The sequence below is a fragment of the Mycobacterium sp. Marseille-P9652 genome, assembly GCF_902652685.1.
Lineage (GTDB): Bacteria > Actinomycetota > Actinomycetes > Mycobacteriales > Mycobacteriaceae > Mycobacterium.
This window is the reverse complement of record NZ_CACRUY010000038.1, coordinates 1-13793: the sequence shown is the minus strand read 5'-3', so window position 1 is coordinate 13793 and position 13793 is coordinate 1. Positions and strand designations below refer to the sequence as shown.

General features: G+C 70.4%; 13 protein-coding genes, 1 tRNA gene and 1 other RNA gene. 7 read left to right on the top strand and 8 right to left on the bottom strand.

Annotated elements, in window-relative coordinates; genetic code table 11:
- From GPY60_RS18550 to GPY60_RS18540, 3 genes are all read right to left on the bottom strand, one after another.
- Window positions 1–1344, bottom strand: coding sequence for a CHAT domain-containing protein (locus GPY60_RS18550; RefSeq protein ID WP_156689154.1), 1344 nt, complete (start codon window positions 1342–1344; stop codon window positions 1–3).
- Window positions 1335–3047 carry a hypothetical protein gene (locus GPY60_RS18545; RefSeq protein WP_156689153.1) on the bottom strand — a complete coding sequence of 571 codons (1713 nt, stop codon included), beginning with the start codon at window positions 3045–3047 and terminating at the stop codon, window positions 1335–1337. The genes GPY60_RS18550 and GPY60_RS18545 overlap by 10 nt, the downstream gene beginning before the upstream one ends.
- A gap of 65 nt (window positions 3048–3112) precedes the next feature.
- Window positions 3113–3601, bottom strand: a complete 489-nt coding sequence (locus GPY60_RS18540; protein WP_156689152.1) for a lipoprotein LpqH — start codon at window positions 3599–3601, stop codon at window positions 3113–3115.
- Between the two features lie 142 nt (window positions 3602–3743).
- Between GPY60_RS18540 and GPY60_RS18535 the strand changes: the two genes are divergently transcribed.
- Together GPY60_RS18535 and GPY60_RS18530 are read left to right on the top strand one after the other, a co-directional pair.
- Window positions 3744–4124 carry a hypothetical protein gene (locus GPY60_RS18535; RefSeq protein ID WP_156689151.1) on the top strand — a complete coding sequence of 127 codons (381 nt, stop codon included), beginning with the start codon at window positions 3744–3746 and terminating at the stop codon, window positions 4122–4124.
- Window positions 4124–4867 carry an enoyl-CoA hydratase/isomerase family protein gene (locus GPY60_RS18530; RefSeq protein WP_156689150.1) on the top strand — a complete coding sequence of 248 codons (744 nt, stop codon included), beginning with the start codon at window positions 4124–4126 and terminating at the stop codon, window positions 4865–4867. Before GPY60_RS18535 ends, GPY60_RS18530 begins: the two co-directional genes overlap by 1 nt.
- Window position 4868: 1 nt before the next feature.
- Here the strand turns inward: GPY60_RS18530 and GPY60_RS18525 are convergent, their stop codons facing one another.
- Entirely contained in the window at window positions 4869–5699 is an 831-nt protein-coding gene (locus GPY60_RS18525) for a hypothetical protein (protein ID WP_156689149.1), read from the bottom strand.
- A 90-nt stretch (window positions 5700–5789) separates the two neighbouring features.
- Window positions 5790–5878, bottom strand: a tRNA-Ser gene (locus GPY60_RS18520).
- Between the two features lie 68 nt (window positions 5879–5946).
- On the opposite strand from GPY60_RS18520, the gene ffs reads away from it, so the two are divergent.
- From ffs to GPY60_RS18505, 3 genes are all read left to right on the top strand, one after another.
- Window positions 5947–6043: signal recognition particle sRNA small type (gene ffs, locus GPY60_RS18515), an RNA gene on the top strand.
- A gap of 102 nt (window positions 6044–6145) precedes the next feature.
- On the top strand, window positions 6146–7438 hold the full coding sequence (locus tag GPY60_RS18510) for an aminotransferase class I/II-fold pyridoxal phosphate-dependent enzyme (protein WP_156689148.1): 1293 nt from the start codon (window positions 6146–6148) through the stop codon (window positions 7436–7438).
- Window positions 7439–7525: 87 nt separating this feature from the next.
- Window positions 7526–9313: a DNA polymerase III subunits gamma/tau gene (locus tag GPY60_RS18505; RefSeq protein ID WP_156689147.1), complete on the top strand. Its 1788-nt coding sequence runs from the start codon at window positions 7526–7528 to the stop codon at window positions 9311–9313.
- Window positions 9314–9317: 4 nt separating this feature from the next.
- On the opposite strand, the gene GPY60_RS18500 is transcribed toward GPY60_RS18505, so the two are convergent.
- Together GPY60_RS18500 and GPY60_RS18495 are read right to left on the bottom strand one after the other, a co-directional pair.
- Window positions 9318–10628 (bottom strand): class I SAM-dependent methyltransferase, encoded by a 1311-nt coding sequence (locus GPY60_RS18500; protein WP_197283735.1) that lies wholly within the window; start codon window positions 10626–10628, stop codon window positions 9318–9320.
- Window positions 10625–11959, bottom strand: a complete 1335-nt coding sequence (locus tag GPY60_RS18495) for an FAD-binding oxidoreductase (RefSeq protein ID WP_197283734.1) — start codon at window positions 11957–11959, stop codon at window positions 10625–10627. Before GPY60_RS18495 ends, GPY60_RS18500 begins: the two co-directional genes overlap by 4 nt.
- A gap of 136 nt (window positions 11960–12095) precedes the next feature.
- On the opposite strand from GPY60_RS18495, the gene GPY60_RS18490 reads away from it, so the two are divergent.
- Complete coding sequence (locus tag GPY60_RS18490; protein WP_156689145.1) at window positions 12096–12533, top strand: SRPBCC family protein; 438 nt, start codon at window positions 12096–12098, stop codon at window positions 12531–12533.
- Here GPY60_RS18490 and GPY60_RS18485 read toward each other — a convergent pair.
- A complete protein-coding gene (locus GPY60_RS18485) occupies window positions 12530–13291 on the bottom strand; it encodes an Rv3717 family N-acetylmuramoyl-L-alanine amidase (protein ID WP_197283733.1) in 762 nt (253 codons plus the stop codon). The genes GPY60_RS18490 and GPY60_RS18485 overlap by 4 nt on opposite strands.
- A gap of 98 nt (window positions 13292–13389) precedes the next feature.
- Between GPY60_RS18485 and GPY60_RS18480 the strand changes: the two genes are divergently transcribed.
- Window positions 13390–13793 (top strand): YbaB/EbfC family nucleoid-associated protein (locus tag GPY60_RS18480; RefSeq protein ID WP_156689144.1); only part of this gene is annotated, 404 nt, incomplete at its 3' end.

Here is a 13793-nt window from a genome sequence, read left to right as displayed (position 1 = left end):
CTACCGCGCGCCGTCCACGGTGAACGTGACCAGGGCCGCCCAGTACAGCGGGCTGGCGGCGGTGTCGCCGTCGCGCCAGCGCCGCATCTGCGCGCGCTGCCACCGGTTCACCGCGCAACCGGCGTCGGCCTCCTGGTGTGCGGTGTCCACGGCGATGACGAGGTCCGACATCGGGTCGCTCGATCCGCCCGCGAATTGCCGATACGCCGCGGTGGTCGGCAGCGACCATAGCGTGGCGGTCACCACCTGGGCCCCGGCCAGGATCACGGCCGCCACCAGGCCGGTGGCCTCGTCGAACTGGTAGTCGCCGCCCGAACCGCACGCCAGCATGGCGACGCGCGGCGGCATCGGCACCTTCGAGGACATCAGGTCGGACGCCGTCAGCGGCCGGTGGTCGCCGATGGGCTCGGCGTCGCCCGGCGCCGCGGCCGTACAGGCCAGATGCAGGGCGGCGCGGTCCGCCCGCCCCTCGGCCGAGCTGGCGTGGCCGACGTACACCAGCCGGCTGGGCGCCTGCGCCAGGAGCGTCTGCAGCCAGGTGCGGTCGGCGTCGCGGCGGCGGAACAGATCCACCGCACCGTCGACGGCGGGCAACACGGGGCGGCGCCGCATCAGGTCGGTGTAATGCAGCGCCAGCGGTGTCTGCGGCGAGGGCCGCCCGAGGACCGAGCCGAGCGGGGAGTCCGGCAGCTGGCCGGGCACCCGCGGATCCAGGACGAGCGCGGGCGGGTGGCCCTTCCTGTCGTCCCAGCGCGCCGCCGCCCGCGCGGAGTGCACGATGTTCTGGGGGGGCGCCATCAGCACGTCCACCATCTCCATGAGCCGATACCCGTCGGTGTGTTCGCGAATGTCGGCCAGCTGCCACGGGATACGCGCGGCCACCCGGCCGTCGGGCGTAATCGCCTCCTGGCGGGCGCGCACCAGCTCTTCCTTGCTCGGACCCGACTTCGGCAGGGACAGCAGGCCCCACGGGACCCGCGCAAGCCGCGCACTGGGCGACACGAACAGCGTCGCGCGCGGCGTCGCCGCGCACTCGGTCAGCAGCTGCCACCCGGCCGCCCCGATCAACAGCACGCCGAGGATGTAGGCCACCGTGAGCTCGGTGTCGGGCCGGGCGAAAGCTCCCCGGGTCAAGGCCCTTTCGATCGCGTCGCGCAGGGTCTCGCCGCCGTGCGGCTCGGGCAGGGCGTCGGTGAGCTCCTGCAGCGCCGCCAGCAGAATGGGTTCCTCGACCACCCAGGTGACCGTCCGCGCGGGCTGCCCGACGATACGCAGGCTGGCGTAGGTGGCGATGCCGAGGTCGGCGTACCGCAGGACCAGCGTCAGGCGCTCGCTCACGGCCACGTCGACCAGGCGGGCTCGGCCGCGGTGACCTCGCGACCGTAGCGTTCGAATGCCAGCCCACGGTAGTGACTGAGGATCGGCGGCGCGTCCGGCTGCATCTGCAGCGGGGGCAGCGGCCCGAGCCTTGTCAGCACCCCCGCTCCCCGCACGGGTGGGGCGGCCGCGGCAAGGGCATCGGCGGCGTCCACGGGCACCGCCGCGGTGGCCGTCGACGCCCATTCACCGGAGGCCGGCCCTTTCGCCTCGGTATCGAATGTCCCTCGGGCGCTGTGGTATTCGACGAGCTCGCTGACCAGTTGGGTGTTCTCCCACTCCCACGCCACGGCGAAGGCGCCGGCCAGCATCGGCGCGGCCACGCCGGCCGCCCAGCGCGCCCGCGCGTCGGGGTCGGCGATCGCATACCGCACCGAGTCCACCGCCAGGGCCGCCGGCACCTTCAGTTCGGCGGCCTGTTCGAGCTTGGCCAGCCCGCGGTGATACTCCGGCGTGCCGACCTCGCCGACGAGGACGCCGAGCGACTCGGCCTGCCGCGCTTCGGTTTCCTGCAGCGTCTCGTCCGGGTCGCCGGAGGCGTCGAAGCCGAGGTCGGTCAGCGCGTCCGCGCGCCACACGGTGCCCAGGTGGTTGTCGAGCCTGGCGTACTGCAGCCACGTGCTGCGCGGCGACGAGTCGAGCACCTCGCGCGCCTGGGCGATCAGCTCGACCGCCGTCGCGAAGCGGCCCCAGAAGATCGGAATCCAACTGCGCTGCAACAAAATCCGGTGCAGGTACAACGGCTTGCCCAACTCCCGCCAGTGCCGCTCGGCGTGCTGCCAGCACTCGTCGGCCGCCTCGAGCGCGCCGGACCCCAGCCGGGTCAGGCCCTGGTAGAGCCAGCACCGGGCCATGTCGTGCGCGCGGGCGTAACGGGCGATCACCGGGTAGGCCTCCGAAACCAGCCGCTCGGTCGTCGTGTGGTCGTTCGCCGCCCAGCACCCCGCGGCGCGCTCCAATTGAGCGGTGGCTCTGGCCAATTCCCAGCCGTTCGCTTCTGCCCGGGCCTCGGCGCGACGCAGCCACGGCTCGGCGTCCGCCAGTCGTCCGGTTTCGACGCAGAACCTGCCGTACGCGGTGGCCGCGGACACCCTGAGGTGGTCGGGGCAGCGGGCGTCCTCCAGAGTGCGAAGTACCTCGTCCCACAACGGAACCGAGCGTACGTGCAGATCGTCGTCGCAGAGCGCGGTCGCACAGAGCACGCGCGCGTGACACCGCAGAGATGCGAATTCGTCTGCGAGGTCGCCGAACTCGTCCGATCCCATGTCGTCGAGTGCCGCGAGCGCGGTCGCGGCGCCCTCGTGGTCCCCCAGCGCCGCGGCCAGGCCCGTCTCCAGGAACCCGGCCCGACGCGAGTAGCGGCACGTCATGTGCGCCACTTCGGCATCCGACATGCGTACCCGCCCGGCGGCTTCGGGCATGGCGCCGGCGGCGATCGCGGCGTAGGTGGCGAGGCAGTCGCGGATGCGCAGGACCGACTCACGCACCCCGTCGTGCGCCCCGCGGGCGAGATAGATGTCGCCAAGCTGGGCAAGCACTTCCAGCATCAGGTCGTCACGGTCCTCACGCTCGATCCCGGGTATCAGGGACAGCAGCAGGTCCCGGGCGCCGGCCTCGTCGGCGGCGAACGCCAGGTGACGTGCGCGCTCCAGTTCACCGGGGATCGACACGGCAGCATCATAAGCCGGAGCGGCGGACGTTGGGGGGCACGTCCGCCGCTCCGGAGTTCAACCGATCACCCGCAGGACACCTTGATGTTGAAGTCCTTGGTGATCATCCCGGCCATCGGGTTCTTCAGGTCGGCGCCCTGCGCCTGGCCGGTGATGGTGTAGGTCTTGCCGTCCACCGCCACGTTGGCCGATCCGACCTTGGCGCCCATGTTGTTGGCGACCGACAGCGCGTTGCCGTCGACGACGAGCGCCAGCGACTCGACCTTGGGGGTCGCCTCGTCGGTCATGACGACGGCCAGCGCCTGCCGACCGCCGGTGGACCCGCTGCCGATGTTGATCTTGCCGCCGGTCTTGACGCACGTCACCGAAGCGGGATCGACGCCCGCCAGGTCGGTGCCGCCCACCTTCACCTGCGCGCCCGTGCCGGTGGCCACGCTGGGTGCCGTGCTCGAGGCCGGGCCGGCCGTGTGGCCGCCGTCCGAGCAACCCACCAGCGCCAGCGAAGCCGTGGCGCAGCCAAGTGTTCCGATCGCAGCCGCGAGAAGACGTTTCACCGAGATTCCCTTTCCTCATGCGCCGCCCCAATGGCGTCGACATGGGAGCAAGTACAGATCGTCGGGGCCGCTACCGATCCCAAATTCCGTCGCCGCAGTCGGTAGGCTGCCTCGGTGTCGGCGCGATGAAGGGAGACCCGCAGTGCCCAGCGTCAAGTGGTTGGACAAACCCGAGGCCCACGACTTTCCTGCGGCCGCCGATTACCTTGCCCTGCTTGCGGATTCACATACCGTCGACGAGTTGACGCAGCGGCTGCGGGCCGGGGGCATCGTGCACAAGAAAGCCAAGGACATCCTGCGGGCGGCGCAGCTGAGCCTGCTGCCCGAGGACAATCCGCACGTCGCCGCCGACCTCGCCAAGGTCAAGAAGGGGCAACCGCTCTCGCCCATCCTGCTGGTACGCGGCGACTTCGTGACCGGGGTGCCGCTGCAGATCGCCGACGGCTACCACCGCGTGTGCGCCAGCTACCACACCGACGAGAACACCGACATCCCCGTCGTCCTCGCCGTAGCGAGCCGATGATGATCGAAGTCCACACGGCCGGAAGCGTTCAGGTGCTCTCGCTGTCGTCGGGCCGCGTCAACGCCCTCGACGTCGAGCTGCTCGAGGAGCTCACCCTCGCAGTCGGCGACCTGGCGCGCGCGGGAGCCGGCGCGCTGGTCGTCACCGGGGAGGGGCGCGTCTTCAGCGCCGGGGTCGACCTCAACCGTGTGGTGCAGGGGGGCGCCGAGTACACGGACCGACTGATCCCCGCGCTGTCCGCCGCATTCGAGGCGCTGTTCTGCTATCCCGCTCCGACCGTCGCAGCGGTCAACGGCGCCGCCATCGCGGGCGGGTGCGTACTCGCGTGCGCCTGCGACCGGCGCCTCGCCGCCCCCGAGGCCCAGATCGGGGCCTCCGAGGTGCGTGTGGGCGTGCCGTTTCCCGTCGCCGCGCTCGAGGTGATGCGCCACGCGTGCGGCGACCGGGTCGAAGAGGTTCTGCTCGGGGGCCGCACCTACCGCGGGCCCGAGGCCGTCGCGGCCGGGCTCGCGCATCGGGTCGTCACCGACGACCTCGTGGAGGCGGCCGTGGCCGAGGCGACCGACCTCGCCGGCATCCCCGCCGAGGCCTACCGCCACACCAAGTCGCAGCTGCGGGCGCCGACGATTTCGCGGATCCGTGCCGGCGGCGCCGTGGACGCCGAGGTGAGCCGGATGTGGGGCGCCGACGAAACCCGGCGGCACCTGGCCGACTACGTCGAGCGCCTTCGGCGCCGCGACTGACCTATTCGGCGGGGGCCTCGTCGACCGCCACGCCGCCCCGGGTGCGCCGGCGGCGCATGCGGTGGGTGCCCTTGCCGGTCGGGCGGCGGTTGCGCAGCCCGCTGCGGGGCTCGTCCGTGTCCTCGTCCGTCTCGGCCGTTTCGTCCGCCGCCTCGCTGGTGTCGGCGGTGGCCTCGGTGGGCTCCTCAGCCGCCTCTTCCGCCTCGGCCGGTTCGGCTTCCTCGGTCGCCTCGATCGCGTCGGGAGCATCGGCCTCGACGGTCGCGGGCTCCTCCGACTCCTCGGTGGTCTCCGAGTCGTCGTCTTCGGTGGCCTCGTCGACGTCGTCGAGCTCGGCCTTCTTGCGGCGAACGCCTCGCTTCCGGGGTTCCTTGGCCTTCTTCGGCTTGATCGGTTTGGGCGGTGGCGGGGGCAGCTCCGCGACGAAGGACAGGTAGAACGCGAGGAACCCGAGGACACCGATGGCTGCGGCGGCGCCGTAGACCGCGAACAGGTACCGCCCGGCGGTGTCGAGGCTCAGCCAGATCTCGCTGATGGCGGTGCCGATGATCAGCACGCCCGACAGCACATGGGCCACGATCGACCACAGCCTGATCGACAGGGCCAGTTGCGGGGTGCCCAGCTCCGGCTTGCGGGTCCGCAGCAGCGTGAACACCACTGGCAGCGCGGCCAGCGCGATCAGCGCGCCCGTGACAATCCGAAGCGTCGTGCCGAGCCCATGGCTGGTGTCACCCATCAACTCGTGCCAGCGGGGCAGCACGAAGAAGAAGTAGAGGACGCCGGCCGCGATGGAAAACGACGCGTGCCACAGTATGGCGACCTTGCGGCCCATACCCCTCCTCATGCCGGTCGGTTCACGCGAGCCTAAAGGGGACCGACCCGATTGCGAACCCATATCGTGCATGTCCGCGTGGCGGACAACTGGCGGAGGATGCGGGATTTGAACCCGCGAGGGCTGTTAACCCAACCCGCGTTCCAGGCGAGCGCCATAGGCCACTAGGCGAATCCTCCGTGGCCATGGTAGCCGAGCGCCTCACGGCCGCCCTCGGTAGTCGCTTTCGGTCAGGTATTAGACTCGCCGGAGGACCCCGCGCGGCGTCTATCCTGTGAACTCCCCCAGGGCCGGAAGGCAGCAAGGGTCAATGGGCTCTGTCGGGTGCGCGGGGTCCCCTTAGTGTTTGGGTGGCGACCCGCAGCGCCCGGTCCCCCAGCTTCGCGGGGGTACCCCCACCGCCGCGCTTGCGATCGCCACCGTAGATATGCAGCGAAAGGCAGTCCGTGTCGTTCGATTCCCTCGGCATGCAAGAACTTGCGGCCGTGCACGCCCGCAACCAGCAGGACTACGCGGATCTGCAGGCCAAGAAGCTGGCGCTGGACCTGACGCGCGGCAAGCCCGCGCCCGAGCAGCTCGACCTGTCCAACCAGCTGCTGAGCCTCCCGGGCGACGACTTCCGCGACGGCGAGGGCACCGACACCCGCAACTACGGCGGGCTGCACGGCCTGCCGGAACTGCGCGCGATCTTCGGCGAGCTGCTCGGGATCCCCGTCCAGAACCTGATCGCCGGCAACAACTCCAGCCTCGAGCTGATGCACGACCTGGTCGCGTTCTCGATGCTCTACGGCGGCGTCGACTCGCCGCGGCCGTGGAAGGACGAGGCGACCGTCAAGTTCCTGTGCCCGGTGCCCGGCTACGACCGCCACTTCGCCATCACCGAGACCATGGGCGTCGAGATGATCCCCGTCCCGACGCTGGCCGACGGTCCCGACGTCGACCTCATCGAAGAGCTCGTTGCCGTCGACCCGGCCATCAAGGGCATGTGGGCCGTCCCGGTGTTCGGCAACCCGACCGGCGTCACGTACTCCTGGGAGACGGTCCGCCGGCTGGTCCAGATGCAGACCGCCGCACCGGACTTCCGGTTGTTCTGGGACAACGCGTACGCCGTGCACACCCTCACCCACGACTTCATCCGCCAGGTCGACGTCCTGGGCCTGGCGGCCAAGGCGGGCAACCCGAATCGGCCCTACGTCTTCGCCTCGACGTCGAAGATCACGTTCGCCGGGGCCGGTGTCAGTTTCCTTGGCGGATCGCTAGGCAACATCGCCTGGTATCTGCAATACGCGGGGAAGAAGTCGATCGGTCCGGACAAGGTCAACCAGCTGCGGCACCTGCGCTTCTTCGGCGACGCGGACGGTGTGCGCCTGCACATGCTCCGCCACCAGCAGATCCTGGCGCCGAAGTTCGCGCTGGCCCTGGAAATCCTGGACCAGCGGCTGAGCGAGGCGAAGATCGCGTCCTGGACCGACCCCAAGGGCGGCTACTTCATCAGCCTCGACGTGCTGCCCGGGACGGCGCGGCGGACGGTCGCCTTGGCCAAGGACGCCGGCATCGCGGTGACCGAGGCGGGCGCGTCGTTCCCGTACCGCAAGGACCCCGACGACAAGAACATTCGCATCGCGCCGACCTTCCCGTCGCTGCCGGATCTGCGCGACGCCGTCGACGGGCTCGCGACCTGCGCCTTGCTGGCGGCCTCCGAGTCGCTGCTGGTGTCCGCCGCATCCAGCGTGAGCTGAGGGCGGCAAAATCGCCGAAAACCCGCCCTCAGTTCACGTTCGACGCCCGGCGGGCCTTCGTCACCGGTCGTCGGTAGCCTGCTGACCGTGGCCCTCTACCGGAAGTACCGACCGGCGACGTTCGCCGAGGTGGTGGGACAGGAGCATGTCACCGAACCGCTGTCCATCGCGCTGGAGGCCGGCCGGATCAACCACGCCTACCTGTTCTCCGGGCCGCGCGGCTGCGGGAAGACGTCCTCGGCGCGCATCCTGGCCCGTTCCCTGAACTGTGTGCAGGGGCCGACGGCCACTCCGTGCGGGGTCTGCGATTCCTGCCAGGCGCTCGCCCCCAACGCGCCGGGCAGCATCGACGTCGTCGAGCTCGACGCCGCCAGCCACGGCGGCGTGGACGACACCCGCGAGCTGCGCGACCGCGCCTTCTACGCCCCGGCGCAGTCCCGCTACCGCGTGTTCATCATCGACGAGGCCCACATGGTGACCACCGCGGGCTTCAACGCGCTGCTCAAGATCGTCGAGGAGCCGCCCGAACACCTCATCTTCATCTTCGCGACCACCGAGCCGGAGAAGGTGCTGCCGACGATCCGGTCGCGCACCCACCACTACCCGTTCCGGCTGCTGCCGCCCAAGACCATGCGCGCGCTGATCGGGCGCATCTGCGAGCAGGAGAACGTCGTCGTCGACGACGCGGTGTACCCGCTGGTGATCCGGGCCGGCGGCGGCTCGCCCCGCGACACGCTGTCGGTGCTGGATCAGCTCCTGGCGGGCGCGGAGAACGCCCATGTGACGTACCCGCGCGCGCTGGGTCTGCTGGGCGCCACCGACGTCGCGCTGATCGACGACGCCGTCGACGCCCTCGCCGCGTCGGACGCCGCCGCGTTGTTCGGAGCGGTCGAGTCCGTGATCGACGCCGGCCATGACCCGCGGCGCTTCGCCACCGACCTGCTGGAGCGGTTCCGCGACCTGCTGCTGCTACAGGCCGTTCCCGACGCGGCGAGCCGCGGCGTGGTGGATGCGCCCGAGGACGTGCTGGACCGGATGCGCGATCAGGCGGCCCGGATCGGCCCCGGCACGCTGACCCGCTACGCCGAGGTGGTGCAGGCCGGTCTGGGGGAGATGCGCGGGGCGACGGCGCCGCGGCTGCTCCTGGAGGTCGTCTGCGCGCGGTTGCTGCTGCCGTCGGCCAGCGACGCCGAATCGGCGCTGCTGCAACGCGTCGAGCGGATCGAGACCCGGCTGGCCATCTCGGTACCGCAGGACGCCCCAACCCCCGTCGCCCAGCCCGCGCCGCCGCCGCGACGGGCGCCCGAACCGAAGGCCGAGCCCCGGCGCGCACCCAAGCCGGCCCCGGAGCCCGAGCCGGCTCCCGCGCCCGAGCCTCCCGCGCCCGAGCCGGTTTTCGAGCCGGTCGCTGCCCCCGGCGAGCTCAACGCGTCAGCGGTGCGGACGATGTGGCCGACGGTGCGCGACAAGGTGCGCCAGCGCAGCCGCACCACCGAGGTGATGCTGGCCGGGGCCACGGTCCGCGCGGTCGAGGACAACACTCTCGTGCTGACCCACGCGTCGGCGCCGCTGGCCAAGCGGCTGTGCGAGCAGCGCAACGCCGACGTCATCGCCGAAGCGCTCAAGGACGCCTTGGGCGTCAACTGGCGGGTGCGTTGCGAGGCGGGCGGTCCCGCGCCCGCCGAACCGGCCCCCGCGCCGCCGCAACCCGAGGAACCCGTCGCCGCGGTCGACGCGGCCCAGCGTGACGAAGAGGAACACATGCTGGCCGAGGCGGGCCGCAGCGACCCCTCAGTGCCCCGCCGCGACCCCGAAGAGGCTGCACTGGAACTGCTGCAGAACGAGCTGGGCGCGCGGCGGATAGACGGCAGCTAGGCGGCTAAGCCGTCCACCACGGGCGAAGTGGCAGCTCGTCGCCGCCGCGCGGGTCGACGTTCGCCGCCAGCACGTGGTGCAACTGCAGGTTGTTCTGCTCGAACGCCACCCGCGAGGCGGCCATGTACAGGCCCCACACCTTGGCGGTGGCCAGACCGACCTCCGCGACCGCCTCGTCCCAGTGCGCCACCAGGTTGCGGTTCCAGTCCCGCAGCGTCATCGCGTAGTGGTGCCGGAAGTTCTCGGCGTGCACCACCTCGAACCCGATGTCCTGGATTTCGCTGGTGATCCGCCCGGAGCCGGTCAGCTCCCCGTCCGGGAAGACGTAGCGGTCGGTGAAGCCGCCCGCGAACGACGTCGACTTGTTGTCGTGGCGGGTGATGCAGTGGTTGAGCAGCAGGCCGCCGGTCCGCAGCTTCGACTTGAGGAAGCCGAAGTAGGCGGGATAGTTCTTGACGCCGATGTGCTCGGTCAAGCCGATCGACGACACGGCGTCGAAGTCCGACTCGCCGACGTCGCGGTAGTCGGAATGCCGCACCTCGGCCAGCTCCTGCAGCCCCTCGGCGGCGATGGCCGCGCGCGCCCAGGCGGCCTGTTCGGCCGACAGCGTGGCGCCGATGACGCGCACGCCGCGTCGCGCCGCGTACCGGACCATGCCGCCCCAGCCGCAGCCGACGTCGAGCAGCCGGTCGCCGGCCCGCAGCCGCAGCTTGTCGAACACCAGCCGGTACTTGTTCTCCTGCGCCTCTTCCAGGGTGGCGTCGGCGTGGGGATACACCGCGCAGGTGTAGGTCATCGACGGGCCGAGCACCCACTCGTAGAAGGTGTTCGACACGTCGTAGTGGTGGTGGATGGCCTCGGCGTCACGTGTCTTGCTGTGCATCAACCCGTCGGCGACGCGGCGCCACCGCGGAGGCGCCTCCTGAGGCGGGGGAGCGACCGGCACCAGGCGCTCGACCCCGATGGACCGCACGACGTTGGCGAGCACCCGCGCCGGCGGGCGCTTGAACTGAACCCGGTCGGTCAGCGTCTTGAGCAACTCGTACGGATCACCGGGATGGACGCCCGTGACCTCGAGGTCACCCGACACGTACGCGCGGGCCAGGCCGAGCTCGCCGGGGGCCGTGGCCAGATAGGTGGCCCCGCGGGGCGTGCGCAGGTCCAGGCCCAGCTCGGCGTCCTCGCTGCCGGCGGTGCTGCCGTCGTAGGCCGTGAACTTGAGCGGGTGACGCCCGGTTGCGGCGAAGATCTCGAGCACCTCCGCCATGCTGAACTTGCCGGTTGTGGCGCGGCTCGAAGCTTTTGTCGTGGTCATCGCCGTTGCACCGCCTTCGCGTAGAGATCGAGGAGCCGTGAGTCGGGATCGTAGGTCTTCTTGACCGTGTTGTATGCCTCCCCGCCGTAGAGCTCGTCAAACTCCTCGCGGGTGTAAAAGGAGTCGGAGTACAGCGACTTGTGTCCGTCGAGCTCGCTCACCTTCTTCTCGATCGAGCGGTTGGTGGCGCCTTCGGTGCCGGTGGCGGGGACCGACGACCAGAACCCGACGTTGACGTAGGTGTGGTCGGGTCGCATCGGATAGAGGGGCCAGCCTTCGTTGTCGCGCAGCCGCAGCGGGCACAGCCAGATCGGGGTGATCGGCACGTTGCCCAGGAACCATTCGAGGAACTCGCAGGTCCGCTCGACCGGCACCTCGACGTCCTGCACCACCCGCTCCCGCGGCGGACGGCCGTTGCGTTTCTCGATCCGGTCGGCGATGCCGTAGCGCTGGTCGAGCGCCACCAGCTTCCAGTAGAAGCTGCTGCGCCGGTAACGGCGCGGCCACCACCGGCGGATGCGTGGGTCCTGGGCACCGAACGCGCGCGAGCACCAGAACCAGTCGGTGTCCCAGCGCCAGAAGTAGTCGTGGATCGTCAGGCGGTCGTCCTTGGTGGCCTCGACACCGGGTGAATCGTGGCGGATGGACTGGTAGTAGATGTCCTTGCCGGTGTAGTCGCTGACCGGTCCGGGCGTGGTGGTTCGCCTGCCCACGCAGAGGTAACTCTCGTCGGGGCTGAACACCACCCCGTCGAGGTAGTCCACCGGGGTGCCGCCCTGCCCGCCGGTGTCGATGATGCGTTCCATCGCCGCGACGAGGTCGGGCAACGAGCGGAATCGCACGTGCCGCAACGCCACAAACGGCGCGACGGGTTCGAGCTCGATCCGCAGACGGGTCGAATACCCCAGCGTGCCATAGGAATTCGGGAAAGCCCGGAAAAGATCGGAATGCTCCTCGCGCGAGGCGGTGACCAATTCGCCGGTGCCGGTGAGGATGTCCATCTCCAGTACCGATTCATGCGGCAGGCCGTTGCGGAACGACGCCGACTCGATACCCAACCCGCTGACCGCCCCGCCGAGGGTGATCGTCTTCAATTGCGGTACCACCAGTGGCGAAAGTCCGTACGGCAGAGTCGCGGCCACCAGGTCTTCGTAGGTGCACATGCCCGCGACGTCGGCGGTGCGCGCTTCCGGATCGACCGACAAGACACCGGTCAGGCCTGAGGTGTCCAGGCCGCGCGCATCGCGTTTCGCGCGGTCGCGGAACAGGTTTGAGGTGGGTTTGGCTAGCCGGACGACGGACGTCGCCGGGATGGAACGATAGCTCGCCATCAACCGTTCGACGCCCGCAGCGTGAGCCGAGAGTGCAGATCCACCGACAGGCACCACATATACCCTAGTCTTCGGCGACAGCCCATGCACCCGAGCGCGGGCGCATGCAACACGAGGACCACAAAAGGGGAGTGCCTTGGGACAGGTAAGCGCCGACAGCACCATATTGATCAACGCCGACCCCGCGGCGACCCTCGCCGCGGTCGCCGACTATCAGACCGTTCGTCCGAAAATCCTGTCCCCGCAGTACAGCGACTACCAGGTGCTGCAGGGCGGCCAGGGCGCGGGCACGGTCGCGAAGTGGAGGCTGCAGGCCACCAAGTCGCGCGTGCGTGACGTCCAGGTCGACGTCGACGTCGCCGGCCACACCGTCATCGAGAAGGACGCGAACTCGTCCATGCTGACCAACTGGACGGTCGCTCCGGCCGGGCCCGGCTCGAGCGTCACGGTCAAGACGACGTGGAACGGCGCGGGCGGCGTCAAGGGCTTCTTCGAAAAGACCTTTGCGCCACTGGGTTTGAAGAGGATTCAGGGCGAGGTGCTGGCCAACCTGAAGAAGGAGCTGGAGAGCTAGCGGGCCTGGCCCTGGGTCGCCAGGAAGCCCGCGACGCCGCGGACGAGCGCGTCGGCGTACTTCTGCCGGCCCTCGGCCGACTCCATCAGCGCGGAATCGGCCGGGTTCTTCATGTTGCCGCACTCGACCAGGATCGACGGGTACTGCGCCAGGTTCAGGCCCGCCAGATCCGCGCGCCCGTAGAGGCCGTCCTGGCCGATGTAGTTGGCGGGCGGGATGCCCGAGGCCTGCATCTGGTCACGCATGATCCTGGCGTACTGCACCGACGGCCCGGCCTGCGCCTGGTTGAGCGGCGGGGCCGAGTAGTTGACGTGGAAACCGCGGCCGGACGGCGGCCCACCGTCGGCGTGGATGCTCAGGACCGCGTTGGGATGCATCGCGTTCGCCGCGTTGGCGCGCGCGTCGACGCAGGGACCCAGCCCGGTGTCGTTGCCGCGCGACATCGCGGTCCGCACACCGAGGGCGTTCAGCGCGGCGCGCACCCGCAGCGCGGTGTCCCACGTGAAGGTGTGCTCCGGGTAGCCGCTGTTGGTCGACGTCCCGCTGGCCTGGCAATCCTTCGTGCCGCCCCGGCCGGTGGGCACCTGACGGGTGATGGACGCGTCGTTGGAGCCGTTGTGGCCGGGGTCGATGAAGACCACCATGCCGGCGATGTTGGAGGGAACCGCTCGCGCGGTGGGGGTCAGGATCATCGACGCAGCAACCAGCACGCCGACCACCACTTTGATTCCGACACGCCTGCTCAGTCCTAGGTCCACGGCGCCAAGGTAGCGGCGCGCGGTCTACGCTGGGTGTTCCGAATCGCCCAATACGCGCAGGCGAAACCAAGTCGAGACCGAGATGCGAGGGGACTGTCATGCAACCCGGAGGCGATATGTCGGCGCTGCTCGCCCAGGCGCAGCAGATGCAGCAGAAGCTGTTGGAGGCCCAGCAACAACTCGCGAACGCCGAGGTGCACGGCGAGGCCGGCGGCGGGCTGGTCAAGGTCACCGTGAAGGGCAGCGGCGAGGTGGTGGCGGTTCAGATCGATCCGAAGGTCGTCGACCGCGACGACATCGAGACTTTGCAGGACCTGATCGTCGGCGCCATGTCGGATGCGTCGAAGCAGGTCACCCGCATGGCGCAGGGGCGGCTCCCGGCGCCGGCCGGGGGGCGGGGCGGGGCCCCCCCCCCCCCCCCCCCCCCCCCCCCCCCCCCCCCCGCGGCCGGGCCCCGGCCCCCCCCCCCCGCGCGCAGGGCCCCCCCCGCGCCGGTGGGCAG

Bases quoted from the DNA above. Each gene is read 5' to 3' on its own strand.
- GPY60_RS18495 (WP_197283734.1), bottom strand. From the start codon at position 11,959: ATGGCGAGCTATCGTTCCATCCCGGCGACGTCCGTCGTCCGGCTAGCC.
- GPY60_RS18500 (WP_197283735.1), bottom strand. From the start codon at position 10,628: ATGACCACGACAAAAGCTTCGAGCCGCGCCACAACCGGCAAGTTCAGC.
- GPY60_RS18530 (WP_156689150.1), top strand. From the start codon at position 4,124: ATGATCGAAGTCCACACGGCCGGAAGCGTTCAGGTGCTCTCGCTGTCG.
- GPY60_RS18525 (WP_156689149.1), bottom strand. From the start codon at position 5,699: ATGGGCCGCAAGGTCGCCATACTGTGGCACGCGTCGTTTTCCATCGCG.